This is a genomic window from Sporosarcina sp. NCCP-2222 (genome assembly GCF_023168145.1).
In the GTDB taxonomy this organism is placed as follows: Bacteria; Bacillota; Bacilli; order Bacillales_A; family Planococcaceae; genus Sporosarcina.
Map to the genome: position 1 here is coordinate 70,647 of NZ_BQYK01000006.1, position 18,363 is coordinate 89,009.

General features: G+C 45.0%; 16 protein-coding genes and 1 pseudogene. 12 read left to right on the forward strand and 5 right to left on the reverse strand.

Translation table 11 applies throughout. The features are described from left to right. A pseudogene (locus NCCP2222_RS13750) lies at positions 1–484 on the reverse strand (histidine kinase); the annotation flags it as partial. A 147-nt stretch (positions 485–631) separates the two neighbouring features. Here NCCP2222_RS13750 and NCCP2222_RS13755 point away from each other — a divergent pair. Then, complete coding sequence (locus tag NCCP2222_RS13755) at positions 632–1,264, forward strand: YigZ family protein (protein ID WP_248512928.1); 633 nt, start codon at positions 632–634, stop codon at positions 1,262–1,264. Positions 1,265–1,492: 228 nt separating this feature from the next. Then, a complete protein-coding gene (locus NCCP2222_RS13760; protein ID WP_248512929.1) occupies positions 1,493–2,545 on the forward strand; it encodes an LCP family protein in 1,053 nt (350 codons plus the stop codon). A 149-nt stretch (positions 2,546–2,694) separates the two neighbouring features. Here NCCP2222_RS13760 and NCCP2222_RS13765 read toward each other — a convergent pair whose 3' ends face one another. Continuing rightward, entirely contained in the window at positions 2,695–3,750 is a 1,056-nt protein-coding gene (locus NCCP2222_RS13765) for a glycosyltransferase family 4 protein (protein ID WP_238082961.1), read from the reverse strand. 236 nt (positions 3,751–3,986) lie between these two features. Between NCCP2222_RS13765 and secA2 the strand changes: the two genes are divergently transcribed. Together secA2 and NCCP2222_RS13775 are read left to right on the forward strand one after the other, a co-directional pair. Continuing rightward, positions 3,987–6,353, forward strand: coding sequence for an accessory Sec system translocase SecA2 (gene secA2 / locus NCCP2222_RS13770; RefSeq protein ID WP_248512930.1), 2,367 nt, complete (start codon positions 3,987–3,989; stop codon positions 6,351–6,353). Next, positions 6,350–7,243: an accessory Sec system S-layer assembly protein gene (locus NCCP2222_RS13775; RefSeq protein WP_248512931.1), complete on the forward strand. Its 894-nt coding sequence runs from the start codon at positions 6,350–6,352 to the stop codon at positions 7,241–7,243. The genes secA2 and NCCP2222_RS13775 overlap by 4 nt, the downstream gene beginning before the upstream one ends. Positions 7,244–7,638: 395 nt before the next feature. Here the strand turns inward: NCCP2222_RS13775 and NCCP2222_RS13780 are convergent, their stop codons facing one another. Together NCCP2222_RS13780 and NCCP2222_RS13785 are read right to left on the reverse strand one after the other, a co-directional pair. After that, positions 7,639–8,133 carry a C40 family peptidase gene (locus tag NCCP2222_RS13780; protein ID WP_248512932.1) on the reverse strand — a complete coding sequence of 165 codons (495 nt, stop codon included), beginning with the start codon at positions 8,131–8,133 and terminating at the stop codon, positions 7,639–7,641. A 200-nt stretch (positions 8,134–8,333) separates the two neighbouring features. Then, a complete protein-coding gene (locus NCCP2222_RS13785; protein ID WP_248512933.1) occupies positions 8,334–9,035 on the reverse strand; it encodes a glucosamine-6-phosphate deaminase in 702 nt (233 codons plus the stop codon). A gap of 308 nt (positions 9,036–9,343) precedes the next feature. Here NCCP2222_RS13785 and NCCP2222_RS13790 point away from each other — a divergent pair, with 308 nt between their 5' ends. Genes NCCP2222_RS13790 through NCCP2222_RS13800 form a run of 3 tightly spaced genes read left to right on the forward strand, consistent with a single transcriptional unit; the run spans position 9,344 to position 11,667 of the window. Beyond that, on the forward strand, positions 9,344–9,487 hold the full coding sequence (locus tag NCCP2222_RS13790) for a cytochrome c oxidase subunit 2A (protein ID WP_238080643.1): 144 nt from the start codon (positions 9,344–9,346) through the stop codon (positions 9,485–9,487). Positions 9,488–9,511: 24 nt separating this feature from the next. Next, positions 9,512–10,015, forward strand: coding sequence for a cytochrome c oxidase subunit II (locus tag NCCP2222_RS13795; RefSeq protein ID WP_248512934.1), 504 nt, complete (start codon positions 9,512–9,514; stop codon positions 10,013–10,015). Further along, positions 10,012–11,667 carry a b(o/a)3-type cytochrome-c oxidase subunit 1 gene (locus NCCP2222_RS13800; RefSeq protein ID WP_248512935.1) on the forward strand — a complete coding sequence of 552 codons (1,656 nt, stop codon included), beginning with the start codon at positions 10,012–10,014 and terminating at the stop codon, positions 11,665–11,667. Before NCCP2222_RS13795 ends, NCCP2222_RS13800 begins: the two co-directional genes overlap by 4 nt. A 92-nt stretch (positions 11,668–11,759) precedes the next feature. On the opposite strand, the gene NCCP2222_RS13805 is transcribed toward NCCP2222_RS13800, so the two are convergent. After that, positions 11,760–13,661 (reverse strand): sensor domain-containing phosphodiesterase, encoded by a 1,902-nt coding sequence (locus tag NCCP2222_RS13805; RefSeq protein ID WP_248512936.1) that lies wholly within the window; start codon positions 13,659–13,661, stop codon positions 11,760–11,762. Between the two features lie 240 nt (positions 13,662–13,901). On the opposite strand from NCCP2222_RS13805, the gene NCCP2222_RS13810 reads away from it, so the two are divergent. The 5 genes from NCCP2222_RS13810 to NCCP2222_RS13830 all read left to right on the forward strand — a co-directional run bounded on the left by NCCP2222_RS13810 (position 13,902) and on the right by NCCP2222_RS13830 (position 18,338). Next, positions 13,902–14,249: an SCP2 sterol-binding domain-containing protein gene (locus NCCP2222_RS13810; protein ID WP_248512937.1), complete on the forward strand. Its 348-nt coding sequence runs from the start codon at positions 13,902–13,904 to the stop codon at positions 14,247–14,249. Between the two features lie 68 nt (positions 14,250–14,317). After that, on the forward strand, positions 14,318–15,103 hold the full coding sequence (locus NCCP2222_RS13815; RefSeq protein WP_248512938.1) for a C40 family peptidase: 786 nt from the start codon (positions 14,318–14,320) through the stop codon (positions 15,101–15,103). A gap of 196 nt (positions 15,104–15,299) precedes the next feature. Further along, entirely contained in the window at positions 15,300–15,902 is a 603-nt protein-coding gene (locus NCCP2222_RS13820) for an ECF transporter S component (protein ID WP_282570706.1), read from the forward strand. Between the two features lie 16 nt (positions 15,903–15,918). Continuing rightward, on the forward strand, positions 15,919–16,692 hold the full coding sequence (locus tag NCCP2222_RS13825) for an energy-coupling factor transporter transmembrane component T family protein (protein ID WP_248512940.1): 774 nt from the start codon (positions 15,919–15,921) through the stop codon (positions 16,690–16,692). Then, positions 16,689–18,338 carry an ABC transporter ATP-binding protein gene (locus tag NCCP2222_RS13830; RefSeq protein ID WP_248512941.1) on the forward strand — a complete coding sequence of 550 codons (1,650 nt, stop codon included), beginning with the start codon at positions 16,689–16,691 and terminating at the stop codon, positions 18,336–18,338. Before NCCP2222_RS13825 ends, NCCP2222_RS13830 begins: the two co-directional genes overlap by 4 nt. Positions 18,339–18,363 lie beyond the last annotated feature (25 nt).

The following is an 18,363-nucleotide window of genomic DNA, read 5'->3' on the forward strand; positions in this document are numbered from 1 at the left end:
TTTCAAGCGCTTCTCCAACCTTCTTTAAATCGGAAGTCAGATATGTAATGACCGTAGTCACCTGGTTCACTAAGTGATCGGCTTTTTCGATTGTCTCAAGCAACGCCGCAATTCTGCGTTCCAGCTCATCCCGACGGACACGAAGCTGTTTTTCTTCCATGCGGTTAATCGATAACCTGACAAGCAAATCGTTTGCCACTTCATAAGCTTGCCGCACTTCTTCCTCCGAATAATTAAGGAAATTCTTCGAAACGTCAGCGAGTCTTCTACGGGAATGACGAGTCATATCCTCTAAGTAGTCACCTTCTGTTATTACCCGGGAAATATCCTCTTTGATAATAACAAGCTCTTTTCTCATTTCGTCGTAATTTTGACGACTCTGTTCGCTTATTGTGAATATGTCATTTTTTGACTGGTCCATCATATTTACCATATTATCAAAGATGGATTCCAATTTATGGATGTCTATTGCTTTTTCAGCCAATTCATCCCCTCCTGCTCACAGCCTCTTCAATCTCGCCTAGTTAGTGATGTTGCAGTACTAATGAATTCCTTATACACTTTGTTTATTATATCATCATATTACTATATGCGTATTAAAATTGTATTACAAATAGGAGGGGCACTGCAAATGCGAGCTGACTATAGAACCGTTAAATTGTCTGGGGAAAGTGAAATCATCATACAAAAATCCAGATTTCTTTCTTATATAAAGAGGGTAGAAACCGAGGAGGAAGCACTAGCCTTCATTCAAGAGATCAAAAAATTACATCATTCAGCTACCCACAACTGTTCGGCTTATCTCATCGGCGAACACGACCAGATCCAAAAAGCAAATGATGACGGCGAACCATCTGGCACAGCTGGTGTGCCAATGCTCGAAGTGCTAAAAAAACAAGGACTGAAAGATACGGCAGTCGTCGTTACCCGTTACTTTGGAGGGATCAAACTCGGCGGCGGCGGGCTGATTCGAGCGTATGGACGTGCAACGACGGAAGGAATTGCAGCTACCGGCGTCGTGGAAAGACGACTCCATAAGGAAATGAAAATCTCGATAGATTACACATGGCTTGGAAAAGTCGAGAATGAAGCAAGACAATCCCCCTACCCCCTTCATGATATTATGTACGGTGAATCGGTTGATATCCACATGTACGTGCCGGTAGCGGAGACGGAACGATTTGTCGAATGGATGACCGAACTGACAAATGGGCAGGCACAAGTTCATCCGGTATCCGAATTATTCTTGGAGTTTGATGTCTAAAGTGGTATACGTTAGAAGAATTTGATAGTATAATGGTGAAAGTTGGCGTCTATTTGAATAGAGAGAGAACTTTATGGGCCAGGGGGCGTCATAATTGATAGATGCACATACTGAACAAATAATCTGCCGCAGGCACTTCGTCTGTTGACCGGAATTGCCACGCACATCGTCTTGTACCGGCATTTTTTGTCACGAACGTTCTATGGCCGATTTTTGGAGGCACAATAAATGAAAAGAAAAGATTTTAAGAAGATGAAAAAAAAGACGTCAAAAAAGCGTTTGGCCATTAAAGTTGCGTTACTGGTGACCTTTTCATCCCTTCTTATGGTTACTGCCTATGCACTGAATCTGCAGCAAAAGGCGCAGAAAGCCATTGAAGGAGCATATGAAGCAATTCCAGAAACACCGAAATCGGAAATCCGCGCTGAAGCGAAAGTCGAACCGGCAAGCGACAATGTTTCCATTATGCTTATCGGTGTTGATGATAGTGAAACGCGGGGACAAGGCGATGATAACAGCCGTTCGGATGCATTGCTCGTTGCCACTTTCAATCCGGAAGAGAAATCAGTGAAGCTGCTCAGCATTCCGCGAGACTCCTATGTATATATCCCAAAGGTCGATTATAAGGATAAAATCACCCATGCCCACGCTTATGGCGGCACGCATGCAGCGATTGAAACAGTAGAAGAAATGCTGGATATCCCGATCGATTATTATGTCAAAATGAACTTTAATGCCTTTATTGAAGTGGTGGATGCACTAGGCGGCATCGATGTGGAAGTTCCATATGACCGTGTGGAGAAGGATGAATTTGATAAAAATTCAATTCAACTGAAAAAAGGAATGCAGCATTTGGATGGCCGTCACGCTCTTGCGCTTGCCCGTACTAGAAAAGCGGACAGCGATATCGAGCGCGGGAAACGCCAGCAAATGATCATCCAAGCCATCCTGAAAGAAGCGGCATCACTTAAATCGGTTACTAAATACGGTGATGTCATCGAAGCGGTTGGTGACAATATGAAAACAAATATGACCTACAATGAAATGACTTCCTTTATGGAATACGCAAAAGGCGGAATGCCTGATGTTGAGTCACTGACATTGAAAGGTTATGATGACTGGTCTACCGGCACTTATTACTATAAGTTGGATGATCAGGATTTGCATACGATCCAACAAATATTGAAGTCCCACCTCGGTTTGATTCCTGATTCCTCAAAGTTAACGAATAATGATACAAATGTAGTCGGCACGGCCGATGAAAGCGACGTATCAGAATGATACAAAAAGCTGCCCTCCTTTTGGAGTGGCAGCTTTTCTTTGGCGTTTCAGCAACATTCTGTTCGCTTTCTTCCCAAACAAGTGAAGCTAAGTAAAAACTCCGGAAACGGGTTTTCCTGAAGGAAGGCCCATTGCCGGAGTTTTTACTGTTATTTTCCTATCATACGGACCAGGTTCAACAAAGGACGATAATTCGTTCCTGCCAACCCGATAATTTCAACAAACAATTCGATCGCGATCAACATGACTGCGATGAGCACAATGGCTCCCCATACTGTCGCTTGCGAGAACAACACTGCAGCGACACCAAAAAGAATAGCTAGTCCATAGATGATCAGAACCGTTTGGCGATGAGAGAATCCGGCACGCAATAAACAATGGTGCAAGTGCGATTTATCCGCAGCCGTAATCGACTGCTTCATGCGGATCCTTCTGACGATCGCAAAGAATGTATCCGAAATCGGAACACCGAGCATAATGATTGGAATGATTAATGATACAACTGTTACGTTTTTGAATCCTAGCATCGCCAGGACGGAAATCATATAACCCAGGAACAGAGCTCCCGTGTCTCCCATGAATATTTTCGCGGGATGAAAGTTGAAGAAAAGGAAGCCTAGTGAACTGGCCGCAAGCAATGACGCGGTCGCAATAACGTAGACATCTCCCATGATGACTGCCATGACTGTGATGGAAATGAGTGCAATGGTGGAAACACCAGCGGCCAAACCATCGAGGCCGTCAATTAAGTTAATGGCATTCGTGATGCCGATAATCCAAATGATCGTAATGGGAATACTGAAATACCCAAAGTCTAATTGTCCAAAGAATGGCAGGTTGACAAAATCGATTTGCAATCCGCCCCACATTACAACAACAAGTGCTGCTGCCAGCTGTCCTACCAATTTCGCTTTTGCGGTAATTTCCAACATGTCATCCAAAAAACCAGTTGCGATAATCAGGAATGCACCGACAATGATGCCCGCCGTATTATACGTCGCATCCGGATCTTCTGGTCGTAGAATAAGGTAGCCGATCATGAACGCACCAAAAATGGCAAGTCCGCCAATACGTGGCATGATCTGCGCATGGACCTTCCGGTAGTTTGGCCGGTCAACCGCTCCAATCCTGAACGCGAATTTAATAACAAGTGGAGTTAGTATGATAGAAGCTACAAACGCAGCGGCCATAGCAAGGAATAGCATGTCTTTCCTCCCCAAGAAACAATAATTTACTTAGCCAACAGTATTATAACACGGTTGGTTCCGGAAATCACCCAAAGTTGCTAACTAAAACTAGTATACCCCCTTTCTCGCCAAATAACTCCTGGCGACTTTCTATAATTATACAATTATCTGCTTCCAGTAGTCTTTTAACTTATTGTTTGATAAAATAGAACCGTATCCTTGTAGAAGGAGCATTATAAAGGAGCGTTCATTTTATGCTATCACTATTCAAACGTTCAAATCAAACGAGCGAAAGGCAACTGAAGAAATATCGTAAAGTTGTCCAGGATATAAATAATTTAGAATCCAAATATGTAACATTGACAGATGAAGAACTGGCACATATGACAGAAGTTTTCAAAAGCCGCTTAGAAGCGGGTGAAACCGTTCAAGCCATTATCCCAGACGCTTTCGCTGTGGTGCGTGAAGCCTCCAAACGGATATTAGGCATGCGCCATTTCGATGTGCAGCTCATCGGCGGCATGGTCCTCACTGAGGGAAATATTGCAGAGATGCCAACAGGAGAAGGTAAAACATTGGTCGCTTCACTTCCCTCCTATGTGCGTGCACTTGAAGGCAAAGGCGTTCATGTCATTACAGTAAACGATTACCTGGCCCGGCGGGATTTCGAGCAAATCGGCCAAATTCACCGTTTCCTCGGGCTCACTGTCGGCCTGAATGTCCCGATGATGCAAGGACCTGCAAAAAAGAATGCTTACGAAGCCGACATTACATATGGAGTCGGAACGGAGTTCGGATTCGACTATCTCCGGGATAATATGGTACAGCACGTTTCACAAAAAGTGCAGCGCCCCTACCATTTCGCCATTATTGATGAAGTCGACAGCGTACTGATTGATGAAGCGAAAACGCCGCTGATTGTGGCAGGAAAGATGCAGGCTGATCCTGATTTGCATCATATCGCTGCAATGCTCGCCAAACGTTTCAAAAAGGGCGTCGATTTTGATTTCGACGATGAAACAAAAGCGACTTCTCTAACAGAGACGGGCATTGAGAAGGTAGAAAAAGCATTTGGCATCGACAATCTATATGATTTGGAACATCAGACTCTCTACCATTATATGATTCAGGCAGTTCGTGCCCACGTCATCTTTAAACGCGATGTGGATTATATCGTGAAGGAAGACAAAGTGGAACTGGTCGATATGTTCACCGGCCGCATAATGGAGGGCAGAACCCTTTCCGACGGTCTCCATCAAGCGATCGAGGCGAAAGAAGGATTGCCGATCACTGATGAAAACAAGGCCCAGGCACAAATAACGATCCAGAACTATTTCCGGATGTACCCGAATCTAAGCGGCATGACAGGAACGGCGAAAACTCAGGAGAAGGAATTCCGTGAAGTATACAACATGGAAGTCATCCAGATCCCGACAAACCGTCCGCGCGCCCGTATTGATTCCCCGGATAAAGTCTATGAAACTATTGAACAGAAATATGAAGCGGTAGCCAAGGAAGTTGCAAAGCGCAATCAGACCGGACAACCCGTCCTGGTCGGAACGACTTCCATCCTCCAATCAGAAAAAGTTGCCGAGTACTTGGATAAATATAAACTGAACTATCATCTATTGAATGCGAAAAGTGTTGAGCAGGAAGTTGATTTAATTTCCCAGGCAGGCCAGCCGGGACACGTTACAGTGGCAACAAACATGGCTGGTCGCGGTACCGACATTATGCTCGGCGAAGGCGTACAGGAACTCGGCGGATTATTCGTACTCGGTACGGAAAAGCATGAAAGTCGCCGTGTTGACAATCAATTGCGCGGCCGATCCGGACGCCAAGGCGACCGTGGAGAAAGCCAATTCTTCCTTTCATTAGAAGACGACATGTTCAAACGCTTTGCGAAGGATGATTTGGAGAAATTCCTGAAGAAGGTCAAAACCGATGAGGAAGGCCTTATCCAGAACCCTGAAGTGAATGAATTGACGGAACGTACGCAGCGGATTGTCGAAGGCGCCCACTTCTCCATGCGGGAATACAACCTAAAGCTCGATGATGTCATTAACGACCAGCGTGGCGTCTTGTATTCACTCCGTGACAAAGTACTAGAAAGAACCGATTTGTTCGATCAATTGAAGAAGATGATGTCGGAAGCGATTGAATTTGTCATCTACGATAGCTGCCCTGAAAACGAAACACCGGATATGTGGGATTTTGAGCGGATTGAACGTACAATGAACGGACTTCTGCTGGAGCCTGTCATATTGAACCGTTCCTATGAACGTGTTTCGGATATTTTAAAAGCTTATGAAGCACCGGTAGAACAGCTATTTGACTATCTGGATTCATTCGCAGAGAACGAACAGGTCAACGAAATCATCCCTCAGGTGATGCTCGGCCATATCGATTCCATGTGGGTGAAGCATCTTGACGTTATGTCCCGTCTAAAGGAAGGGATCGGCTTACGTTCGTACGGCCAGGAAGATCCGATGCGTATTTACCAGCGGGAAGGCTTGCAGTTGTTCGCTAAGCATTACCAGAAGCTGCGACGGAACATCGCATCCGAAGTCATCGGCTTTATGAAGCTCATTTCACAACAACAGGAGGCCCAATCATTATGAAACTCTTATCGTTATTCAAGAAAACCGACAAAACAGGTTCCGATAGCACAATCGACTCGAATGAGATTTTAGAAGGCGCTGCCCGTTCAGAAGGCACAGATGCAGTGGAGACAGTACTCTCCCTGCATCCGCAATGGACGCTTTCCCAGGAGCAGGAATACGTATTCCGCTTCCTTGCAAATGAATTGGAACCATTGAAGCCGAACCAAATCTCCCTCTCCGGGATCGATATCGACGTGGAGCCTGCTAACGGCAGCTGGCTCGTCAAATCATTTTTCCGTTCATCACTCGATCAAACGATCACAGTCGGCTCCGTGGAGCTCATGCTGCTAGATGCAGAAGGAAAAACACTCGCATCCCAAGAATTTGATTTGAACGAACTCGGAGACATTCCTGGACGCAGTGCGCGACCATGGGTATTCGTCTTCACGAAAGACAATATTTTTGCAGACGCGCCGCCAGCTGAAAACTGGAAGCTCGCTTTCAATGTACAATCCATGGTTCCACATAAATTGGAATTGGAGCAAGCATGGGAAGACGGCCTGTCTCAAGAACAAAAAGACGCATTGGCGAAAGTCGTCGAAAACATGCCAAAACTAAAGCCGCGCGAAGTCAACTTTGCCGGATTCCAAGTGAAAATTCAAGATGACGGCAGCATCGCTGCTTCCATCTTCATCCGCAACGGTCATTCCAAGCAGATCAACATCGAAAAACTTCCGCTTGAACTCGTCGATGCAACTGGCGAAATCGTCGCCCGCGGTTCTTTCAACCTCGGACCACTATCTGTCAAAGCCAACACATCTAAACCATGGACGTTCATCTATCCAAAAGAAATGGTTTTAAAAGAAGACCCCGATTTCTCCCGTTGGACGATCCGGGTACCTCAATAAGACATAATCCACCACACCAATCGAAATGCGATTGGTGTGGTTTTTTATTGAGAGATGGAGGCGCTAATGAAGACTTGTGTACATTTTGAGGACTAAGCAAGGTAGGATACGTGTAGTCGCGGGATTTTACGAGCGCTTCGCTAACAGATACGAGTGGTCGCAGAAATATACGAGCGCTTCCCAAACCGATACGAGCGGTCGCAGAGATATACGAGTGCTTCTCAAACAGATACGAGCGGTCGCAGAGATATACGAGCGCTTCCCAAACCGATACGAGTGGTCACGGGATTATACGAGCACTTCACAAACGGATACGAGTGCTTCCCCTTCTCCGAGACATAATTAAAAACAGCAGCCGCCCAATGATGGGTGCTGCTGTTGTGTTATCAATATGATTATCTAGCGGAAGCAACGTCATGTACTTCGGAGACGCGTTTCGCTCCGATATAACGCTTGCCCCAGTAGTGTGGGTCGTTTAGTGCATCGACGCGTACGCCTTTGGATGTGGAGGCGTGTGCAAATTTACCATCGCCGATGTAGATGCCTACATGTGAGACGCCTTTTCCTGTCGTATTGAAGAAAACTAGATCCCCTTCACTCAATTCGTCTTTGTCGACAGAGCTTCCTGAGCTATACATGCCGGAAGTCGTTCTTGCCAGGCTGATTCCGTGTTGCTTAAAAACATAGCTAACATATCCAGAGCAATCAAAACCCGCTGTTGTCGTGCCGCCGTATGAATATTTAATACCTTTCAAACTAGTAGCCGTTTCTAAAATGTCAGCTGATTTTGAAGATGACGCTTCAGCTTGATCGATGAAAGGCGCAACAAATAAGAGTAGTGCCATTGCAGAAATTGCAAAGAACTTTTGCATGCTTGCTTGTATTCTCATATTGTCCCCCAAAATTTATATTTATCTGAATAAATCATCTGAAACTACTGTAACATGCTTTTAGTCCTGTAAACATTACAGTTCTGTAACAAGCCTATGACAAAAATATTGCGATTTCGGCAGGATGACATCGTACTGAAATAGTAGGCACAACAAAAAGACCGCCATCCTTAGAACGGAGGCGGTCTTTTTGAATTATTTTAAAGTTTCAAGTCTGTAATAATTGTAACATTGCCGTGGTTATGCAAATACGTAATTGGCCATTCGGCTGTCACTTTGCCTTCTTGCAATTTCTCCAAGGCAGCCCGTTTCTTTTCGCCGAATGCAAGAAGTAGCAAGTTCTTGGCACTCATAATTGAGGAAATACCCATTGTTAAAGCGGTTTCCGGTATTTTTTCATCGTTTTCGAAGTACTGGCTATTGACGCCCAGTGTGGATTCCGTGAGTTGTGCTACATGTGTGACAGAATCAGCACCTGTGCCTGGCTCATTGAATGCAATATGCCCATTTTCGCCGACACCGAGCAGCTGTATATCCAGTCCGCTTTGTTGTAGCGCCTCTTCATAGCGTTTGCATTCTTCTTCTAGGTCTGAAGCCATTCCATTAGGTATATTGGTTTCTTTAAATTGCTTTTTATTAAATAAATTATCTTTCATGAAATAAGCATAGCTGTTCGGGCTGGATGCTTCCAATCCGACATATTCATCAAGGTTGAACGTTTTAACATCCGAGAAATCAAGGTCGGATTCCGTCCATCTCTTATACACGGGGATCATGGTGCTTCCTGTTGCTAATCCGAGGACATGAAGCCGATTGTGTTCCAGTTCTTGTTTTACGATCTGATAAACTTGCTCTGCCCCTTGCTCGGGGTTCTCCACTTGGAGCCATTTGATGTTGCCCATTCTATCAACCGACTTTCCTATAGATTTTTCTGTGCTCTTCCATTTTAATTTCCATGCTGGACTTGGTCAATTGACGAATTGCCTCAATTTACGAAGTCTGCCCGATTTTCTTTTCCCTTTTCCGCCTCATTGAAACGTGACTATATGCCTCCCTACAAAACAACTATGACGATTTATTGAAGTCCCTTTGAACAAAGTGTGAACAAATTTCCATTAAAACGAATCATAGGGAATTCCCTAATTCTCATTTTTTCTGTCGTGATTAAGATAAAAGTAACAAAAGAAATTCCCGTTCGGGAGGTGAACATATGGCTAAGTCAACAAAGCAGCAATTGGAGCCGCAACATAATCCATCGATCAATTTGAAGGGAACCTTGATTGCTGTCATGCTGCTCGGCGTTTTCATTTTGGCAACATGGTTCGGATGTTACTACTTATTCTTATCACGATAGTCTTACCCGTCAGGAGGGAATCCAATGCATTTGCATAAATTTGAAAAAGTATGGCTCATCTTTGGGATGGGATCATTAGCACTCTTTCTCGTTATTTTAGGTTTTGCCGCCTTTTGGAAAGGCACCCATCCTCAAAGCCATATTGAAACCATCGATCCCGAAAATGTCGAGGCCCATGATTCATTTAAGCCCGAAAATCTAGGACTCCGGGAAGTAGCCGATGGCAAATATATCGTCAATATTGTCGCTTCCGCTTTCAATTATGATTTTGGCATGGACGCCGACGGCAAGCCCGTCAAGAAGATCAGAGTGCCAAAAGGTTCTACGGTTTTATTCCAGATTACAAGTAAGGACGTCGTACATGGCTTCCAAGTTGCAGGCACGAATGTCAATATGATGGTGGAACCTGGCCATGTGAGCCGTTTAGAGACAGAAATGAAGAACGTCGGTGAGTTTACAGTCGTCTGTAATGAATATTGCGGAATTGCCCACCATCAGATGTTTGCCACTGTGGAGGTGTATGAATGATGAACCCCTTGAAAATTGCTAAACAGGATGCGCGTCTTTACATGTCATTCATGTATGTGACGTTTGCTTCATTGCTCGTCGGAGGGCTGATGGGTCTTTTACAGACACTCGCACGGTCTGGAAAATTCACATTGCCATTCAATATTAACTACTATACGATTCTAACGGTTCACGGTGTCATACTTGGTCTTGTCTTAACTACATTCTTTATCATCGGCTTCCAATTTGCTTTAATGGGAAAAACAGTTGGCATTTCCGATAAGCAGCGCAAAGCAGGCTGGTGGGCCTTCTGGCTGATGCTCGTCGGAACTGTTATGGCAGCGGTCACTATTTTAGTCGGCCAGGCAAATGTTCTTTATACATTCTACGCACCGCTCCGTGCTCATCCTGCATTTTATATCGGGTTGGCTCTCGTCATCGTCGGCAGCTGGGTTGCTGTGTTCACTAACTTCCGCCAGCTTTATGTGTGGAAGAAAGCGAATAAAGGACAGAAGTCGCCTTTGCTCGCTTTCATGGTCGTCATCAATATGGCCATGTGGTTCATCGCATCGTTAGGTGTTGCAGCTTCCGTATTGATTCAATTTATTCCATGGTCACTTGGTTATGCGGAAACAATCAATGTCTTGCTCAGCCGTACATTATTCTGGTATTTCGGTCACCCGCTTGTCTATTTCTGGTTGCTTCCTGCATATATGGCATGGTATGCAATCATCCCGAAAATCATTGGCGGCAAATTGTTCAGTGACTCCCTTGCACGGATGTCCTTCATTCTTTTGTTAATGTTCTCGATACCGGTCGGGTTCCATCACCAGTTGACAGAACCAGGTATTGATCCTACATGGAAATTCATTCAAGTTGTTTTAACATTCATGGTCGTCATTCCTACTTTGATGACAGCCTTCTCGATTTTCGCGACATTTGAAACAACTGGCCGCCGCCTCGGTCATAAAGGTTTGTTCGGCTGGTTCAAGCATTTGCCGTGGAAAGATGTACGTTTCCTTGCACCTTTCATCGGTATGGTTGCTTTCATTCCAGGCGGTGCCGGCGGGATTGTCAACGCATCCCACCAAATGAACTCGTTGATCCATAATACGATCTGGGTAACTGGGCACTTCCATTTGACTGTTGCCACTACTGTGATCCTAACTTATTTTGGAATTGCATATTGGCTCGTGCCACATTTGACAGGACGCCGTTTGACACCAAGATTAAATAAACTCGGCATCATTCAATCGATTATTTGGACAGTCGGCATGACAATCATGTCCACAGCGATGCATATTGAAGGTTTGTTAGGCGGACCTCGCCGCTCGAATTTCTCAACCTATGCAGGGGGAGATCAGGTTCAGTCGTGGATCGGCTACCAAATGGCGCAAGCGGTTGGTGGAACTATCCTTTTCATTGGTATCGTACTCATGGTGTACATTTTCATTCAGCTTGCTTTCTTCGCACCGCGCGGCGTGGAAGAATTCCCGATCGCAGAGGAAGAAGTTGATGCAGAGCCTACGCCGAAATTGCTCGAAAACTGGTATCTATGGATTGGTATTACGATTGCGCTCATTTTATTCGCTTATACTATCCCGGTATTCGATATACTGAAACATTCTCCTCCTGGTTCTGTGCCATTTGATTGGCCAATCGGCAGGTATTAATAATAAAGATCCGTCTCTTCCAACAAGAGAACGGATCTTTTTTATACAAAAAAAAAGTTGGAAGCGGAGAATCCGTTTCCAACTGTTTATTCTCACTTCGATATGGAGGCTAGAGGCAATGTAACTCCCGCTTCCGAAGTTCCAAGCAGTTGATCGAGCTCCTCTACTGGCGCTGGTTTGCCAAAGTAGAAGCCTTGTGCCCCCGTGCATCCCAATTCTCGCACTTTCTCCCACTGAGCCGGCGTTTCGACTCCTTCCGCGATTGTGGCCAACCCGAGCATGTTAGCCAAATGAACGATTGTTTTAACGATGGAGCAGCTCTTTGGATCGTTTCCCAGACCGCTGATGAACTGGCGGTCAATCTTAATTTGCTGCACGGGAAAGCGTTGCAGGTAAATAAAAGCGGAATAGCCTTTACCAAAATCATCAATTGAAACGATGACTCCCATTTCAGTTAGAATCTCCATTCTTTTTTGAACGGCAATATGATTTTCCAGTGCAACATTTTCAGTTATTTCCAATATCATCTGGCCTGATTCCACTCCAAAGTCATCCATGCACTTCCTTAAATAAAATGGAAAGTTCGGGTGAAGGAAATGCCGTGGAGAAATATTAACAGAAATGGTCAGGTGTCCGTATCCCATACGCTTCCATTCCGCAAGCTGCATCATCGCCTGCCTGATGACCCATTCCCCTATTGGAATGATTAGACCTGTGGATTCTGCCAGCTCTATGAAACCATCAGGTGTAACCAACCCGCGTTGCGGATGCTCCCAACGAATCAAGGCTTCTACTCCCTGCACAAGTCCATCCATTCCAACTTGCGGTTGGTAGAAAAGCTTGAATTCATTAGCGTCTAAACCTTTTCGTAGGTTCATCTCAGAGAACATTGCCTGTTTAACATGTTCTTGCATATGCGGTTCGTATAGGCCACGTGCTCTTCTCTTGGTTTCTTGTCTTCCAGTCTCCAGAGCCAAATACGCACTTTGTACGCCTTGTTGCGGATCATCCGCATGATCTGGATAAATGGATATGCCGTAACTAAATGTCATATATACTTCTTGCCCAGAAAGGATTAACGGTCTTCTCAACTCATTGGATACAAGTTCCATTCGTCTAAAAAGCAGGTCAGGATCCATTTGCCCGTCAAAGGGCGAATAAATGAGAAAGTGATCAAAGGCAAATCGCGCTGTAATGGCAGGAGCGGGAAACAGTTTCCCGACCCGCTCCCCGATCATCCGCAGCAATTGATCGGCACAATCATGTCCTAGAGCACTCTGTACTTCTGTGTATTGGTCAATTACTAGATAGATGAACATCCCACGCTGTCCTTGAAGTTGGTTTTTTAATTGCACCGTCACTTCCTCATCAAAAGAATGGCGGTTAAGAAGTCCTGTCAGCGTATCCGTGTACGCCAAAGTATGTATATGTTTTTCCATCTCAACCCGATACAGTCGGTCGAAGATGAATGACAACATATCTGCAATAGCCGCAATCAAAATTTTATCAAGTGTTGTCCAACAGCGTTCGTTGCGTGTTTCACAACATAATACACCGCCCAGTCCTCGGCTTAAAATAATGGTTGCATCAATCAGTCCAATTATTGGATCTGACTGTTCAAAGTACCAAAGCTTCAACTCTTCCATTGATGAATCATTTATAATATCATCAACTGCCAACACCCGCTCGGCTTCAATTGCTTTGAAGTACTGTGGATAATCCGACCGTTTCAATTCAAAACCGTAGTCGTGATGGAAATGATTGCTGTCATAAGAATTCTGCGCAACGAGTCGATTATGGTGTTCATCATACAGCCAAATGCTCACCCGTTCACATTTCATAATTTCAGCAATCCCTTTGCACAATTCCATTAAAATGTCCCGCAAAGACTGATGGGTCAGTTTTAATTCTTTTGCGTGCGAAAAGATAAACTGCTGCTGCCGCCGCAACTCGTTGAATGCCGCGATCCATTCTTCATATGGCCGTTCCATCATCCCTTACCCCCTTTCAATAATTCGACAGTCCTATTAGTAATATCGGTATGGTAGAGCTGATTTGCAATAAATGACTAACAAATAAAAGCACTTGTGTATAGGCTTTTCATAACTTTGTCAAGATTTATAAATTGCTCCTTTACGTAGATTTTTCATTACGAAATTGGGTTCCTCTAGTAGGGTTGGAAGCTATATGATAAAATGAATGGGCATTCATTACTAAAAAGGGATGGGATGACTATGAACGTAGACACAATGGATATGAAAGAGATTTGGGACCAGATCGATGCGAAATTGAACGGAGAGCCTGAACCAATTCGAACACTGCAGGTGTCGTATGCTTTCCACTTGAGCGGAGAAGATGGCGGATCATTTGGGCTGCAGCTGAATGACGGTAAAGCCGAAGTCATAAGGGAAGATCCCGGCGAGGTTGACTGTACTCTCTCGATGAGCTCGAAAGATTTTAGGAAGCTGCTCGCTGGAAATTTAAATTCAACGGCTGCCTTCATGATGGGGAAATTGAAGGTTAAGGGGAATATAGGTCTTGCTTTAAAGCTTGAATCCTTATTAAAACAGTATTCTTTTTAACTCTGTATTGTTTTGTCGAATGATTCACATTACAATAGAATCATAGACATAGCGAACGGAGGATTCGGATGAAAGCAAAGGTTTTGTCGCTTTTGGCTACAGCTGCATTAGCGACCGCACTCACAGCAGGACAGGCAAACGCCACATCTGATACGTACGTTGTAAAAAAAGGCGATACGTTATGGAAAATCGCTTCTAGCCACAAGATTTCCGTTGAAGAACTGAAAACCTTAAATAATATGAAGTCTGAAAGCATAAAGATCGATCAAAAGCTTGTTGTGACAAAAAAGACGACAAGCACCAAACCATCTGCCGCAATCCAAACAAGTAAAACGGCAACGGCAGACAGCCTGACAGTGAGCAAACAGACATCCTCTACTAGTCAGTTTAAAGCTCCAGCCCCAGTAGCACCTCCAGCTCCTGCTCCAGTGCCGCCTTCTCAGGTGGACAAGCCACATGCACCGGGTGCTGCTTCGCAATCCATTATGGCGGCTGCAACAGAAGTATCTCTTCCTTTGCTCGATACGCCATATGTTTGGGCGGGTGTCACGCCGGAAGGTTTTGACTGCAGCGGTTTCATATATTATGTATTCCGTACTGCGGGACTGGATCTGCCGCGTCTCGATACAGTCGGCATGCATGCAAACGCCACGACAGTGGACGAACCAGTTCCAGGCGACCTCGTATTCTTTCAAAATACATACCGCGAAGGCATCTCGCATGCGGGAATCTATTTAGGTGACGGCAATTTCATTCATGCCGGTACCAAAAAAGTCGAAGTGGCCTCAATAAATTCTGCTTATTGGAAGGACAAATTTGCCGGCTATAAGCGTTTCAATCAATTGATCAAATAATTTTAAGACCAAGGGACGAACCTCTCCCTTGGTCTTTTTCTTATCTTTCGTGTCATATTCTCCAGTAGTAGTCGAAAAGGTCTTCCCTCTTTCCGAAAAATAGATTAGTATAGTCATGTGTCATGACACTTATAAATGATCGTCTGAAGCCTGAAGGCTCTTCGATAATAATTTGCATGAAAAGGGGTACATGAAAATGGTTCGTACTGGGTTATGGTCATTCCGATTTTCGACGGCGGCACTCGTGTTGATTCCAGCGGCAGTCGGCATCAATTACATCGGAAAATTATTTGTGGAGCTATTAAAGCTACCGTTATGGGTGGACTCCATCGGCACAGTCCTATCAAGCATGCTCGCTGGCCCACTCATCGGTGCGCTTGTCGGCATCGTGAACAATGTGATTTACGGTTTCACCACATCGCCCGTATCATTTGTTTATGCGATCACCTCGGCAGTGATCGGTCTAGTTACAGGAATTATGGCGTATAAAGGATGGATTTCGAATATCGGCAAGGCGCTTGTCCTCGGTTTTGTTGTCGGACTTATCGCGGCTACCGTTTCGACTCCGCTCAATATTTCCTTTTGGGAAGGGACAACAGGCAATGTATGGGGTGATGCTCTCTTTGCTTGGATGACGGCACAGGGAAACCCTCTCTGGCTCGCTTCTTTTGCGGATAGTGTGGTCGTAGATGTACCGGATAAAATGGTGACCGTGTTGATCAGCTTTTTAATCTTCAGAAACCTACCTAAAAAAGTGCTGACCATGTACGACACAAAACAGGAAATTGAACGGCTCTAAGTTCGGAGGTGCGAGCATGCGCAACATGACTTTATACGTCCACCTAGAAAATGGATCGCCTGTCCATCGAATGGATCCGTTGACTAAGATGTTTTATGTATTCACTTCTGTCGTTATTTCTTATATGCTGCCTACGCATCTATTGGTGTCAATAGTGCTTGCGGTGAGCATTCTAATGCTGATTATCGGGAAAGTTTTCCGTTCCATTTTGCCAATCATTGGTGTCAGCTTTGTACTGCTCGCCTCTATCCTCGTTGTCCAAGGATTCTTTCATCCCGACCGGGCTACCGTTCTGTGGGATATCGGACCTTTTACTTTGTATAAAGAAGGATTTTCAATCGCCTTTTTAATTTTGCTGCGTGTCCTTAATATGGTCTGCGCATTTGGCGTGCTCATATTAACGACAAAGCCAGATGAATTAGTGGAAGCATTGGTGCAAAAAGGGCTGTCGCACAGGTTCGGCTATGTCCTTTTGTCTGTCTTGCAGATCATCCCTCAGATGATGGCGCTAACGGGTAAAATTATGGATGCACAACGGGCACGAGGACTGGAGATGGAGGGGAGCCTGTGGGTTCGTGTTAAATCGTTCATCCCGCTGCTTGGTCCCGTTGTGCTTCGTTCCCTTGCCGAGACGCGTGAAAGATCTATCGCTCTTGAAGTTCGGGGGTTTAATTCGACAGGAAAACGAACAAGGCTGCATGAACTGCCACAGTATCCATACGGGACCGTAGCGAAGACATTGCTTACGTCCCTCTTACTATTCGTTATCGTTTGGAGGATCTGGTTATGAGCCTTCTTCATGTAGAACAATTGAAATATCGATATCCAAACCGCTCCGTGCTCGCATTGGATGAAATCTCTTTTACTGTCGACAAAGGGGAATTCATCGGCATTGCGGGCAGAAATACAGCTGGCAAAACAACATTATGCTATGCTTTATGCGGACTGGTCCCCCACTTTTTCAAGGGAGCGTACGGGGGCCGAGTATTACTGGATGGCGATGAAATCCTTGCCTCTTCATTAAGTAGAATTACGTCAAAAGTTGGGTTCGTATTTGATAATCCGTTCTCCCAATTAAGCGGAGCGAAATTTACAGTCGCTGATGAAATTGCATTCGGCCTAGAGAACCTGGGCCTTCCTCGTGAAGTGATGCACGAGAGAATCCAAGAAAGTCTTCATATGCTCGGAATCGAACATCTCCGGCGTAAAAATCCGTTTGACCTTTCGGGCGGACAAATGCAGCGGCTTGCGATCGCCAGCATCATTGCCATGCAGCCGGAGATTCTTGTCCTCGATGAGCCGACGAGTCAGCTTGACCCGCAGGGCGCAGAAGAAGTATTTACCATCGTGGAGAAGCTAACGCAAGATGGCATGACAATCGTCATGGCGGAAAAGAAGATGGAAAAGCTGGCTGCTTATTCAGATCGGATTTTATTGTTGCATGATGGGAAGTTAATCCAGGATGGAGAACCGGCAGTTGTATTTTCTCGGGAAGATCTGATGGAGATGGGCGTTGAACCGCCTATTTATACGACGGTCGCCAAGAAATACGGTCTTCGCAAAGAAAGCTCCCCCTTCCCGGTTACACTGGAGGAATTGCTCGCTTTTGAAATGGATGAACCTTTGGATGGACTCTTCCCTCTACAAGAGAAACTTGAGACATCCCATATTCACATAGAAGAGCTATCGTTTTCGTATTCAGATGGACAAAAAGTGCTCGATTCCATTACACTCGATCTTTCCAGCGAACCGATTGCTATTGTTGGACAAAATGGAGCCGGGAAAACGACGCTGGTGAAACTGATGAAGGCTTTGCTCATACCTTCGGATGGACGAATTGTCATCGATGAAACAGATACGATAGATACGACTGCAGCCAAACTTGCAAAAAAAGTCGGACTCATTTTCCAAAATCCAGATGATCAAATCTTCAAAAAGAGCATTCTCGATGAAGTGATGTTCGGACCGCTCAATATGGGGATCACCAAAGCTGAAGCAAAATCATTGGCCTTGCAGCAGCTAAAAGCTGTCGGCTTGAGAGAGAAGGCAGAAGAAAATCCGTATGACGTCAGTTTGGCCGAACGGAAATTAATTGGTGTGGCCTCCATCCTTGCTATGGATCCAGACATTATTATTTTTGATGAACCGACTATGGGACAGGATTATGAAGGCAAATTACGGTTACAAGAGATAATTGCGGGGCTTCATGCGAAAGGTAAATTGGTGATCTGCATTTTACATGACATGGATTTTGTGTCAGAAGTATTTGGACGAACGATTGTCGTGGGCCAGGGCAAAGTCTTATTCGACGGTACGACAAAAGCTGCGTTCTCTCAGTTGGATATTGTTCAGCAGGCTCAAATCGAACTTCCTCATCGGTATCAGGTTGCACGAGCGATACAGCAAAAGCGGGAGTTTGCACCTCGCACATCATAAAAACATCCGCCCCTCTGCCGAAGGG

Bases quoted from the DNA above. Each gene is read 5' to 3' on its own strand.
- NCCP2222_RS13805 (WP_248512936.1), bottom strand. From the start codon at position 13,661: ATGATGGAACGGCCATATGAAGAATGGATCGCGGCATTCAACGAGTTG.
- NCCP2222_RS13775 (WP_248512931.1), top strand. From the start codon at position 6,350: ATGAAACTCTTATCGTTATTCAAGAAAACCGACAAAACAGGTTCCGAT.
- NCCP2222_RS13815 (WP_248512938.1), top strand. From the start codon at position 14,318: ATGAAAGCAAAGGTTTTGTCGCTTTTGGCTACAGCTGCATTAGCGACC.
- NCCP2222_RS13820 (WP_282570706.1), top strand. From the start codon at position 15,300: ATGGTTCGTACTGGGTTATGGTCATTCCGATTTTCGACGGCGGCACTC.
- NCCP2222_RS13795 (WP_248512934.1), top strand. From the start codon at position 9,512: ATGCATTTGCATAAATTTGAAAAAGTATGGCTCATCTTTGGGATGGGA.
- NCCP2222_RS13785 (WP_248512933.1), bottom strand. From the start codon at position 9,035: ATGGGCAACATCAAATGGCTCCAAGTGGAGAACCCCGAGCAAGGGGCA.
- NCCP2222_RS13830 (WP_248512941.1), top strand. From the start codon at position 16,689: ATGAGCCTTCTTCATGTAGAACAATTGAAATATCGATATCCAAACCGC.
- NCCP2222_RS13755 (WP_248512928.1), top strand. From the start codon at position 632: ATGCGAGCTGACTATAGAACCGTTAAATTGTCTGGGGAAAGTGAAATC.
- NCCP2222_RS13765 (WP_238082961.1), bottom strand. From the start codon at position 3,750: ATGCTATTCCTTGCTATGGCCGCTGCGTTTGTAGCTTCTATCATACTA.
- NCCP2222_RS13760 (WP_248512929.1), top strand. From the start codon at position 1,493: ATGAAAAGAAAAGATTTTAAGAAGATGAAAAAAAAGACGTCAAAAAAG.
- NCCP2222_RS13800 (WP_248512935.1), top strand. From the start codon at position 10,012: ATGATGAACCCCTTGAAAATTGCTAAACAGGATGCGCGTCTTTACATG.
- NCCP2222_RS13825 (WP_248512940.1), top strand. From the start codon at position 15,919: ATGCGCAACATGACTTTATACGTCCACCTAGAAAATGGATCGCCTGTC.
- NCCP2222_RS13790 (WP_238080643.1), top strand. From the start codon at position 9,344: ATGGCTAAGTCAACAAAGCAGCAATTGGAGCCGCAACATAATCCATCG.
- NCCP2222_RS13810 (WP_248512937.1), top strand. From the start codon at position 13,902: ATGAACGTAGACACAATGGATATGAAAGAGATTTGGGACCAGATCGAT.
- NCCP2222_RS13780 (WP_248512932.1), bottom strand. From the start codon at position 8,133: ATGAGAATACAAGCAAGCATGCAAAAGTTCTTTGCAATTTCTGCAATG.
- secA2 (WP_248512930.1), top strand. From the start codon at position 3,987: ATGCTATCACTATTCAAACGTTCAAATCAAACGAGCGAAAGGCAACTG.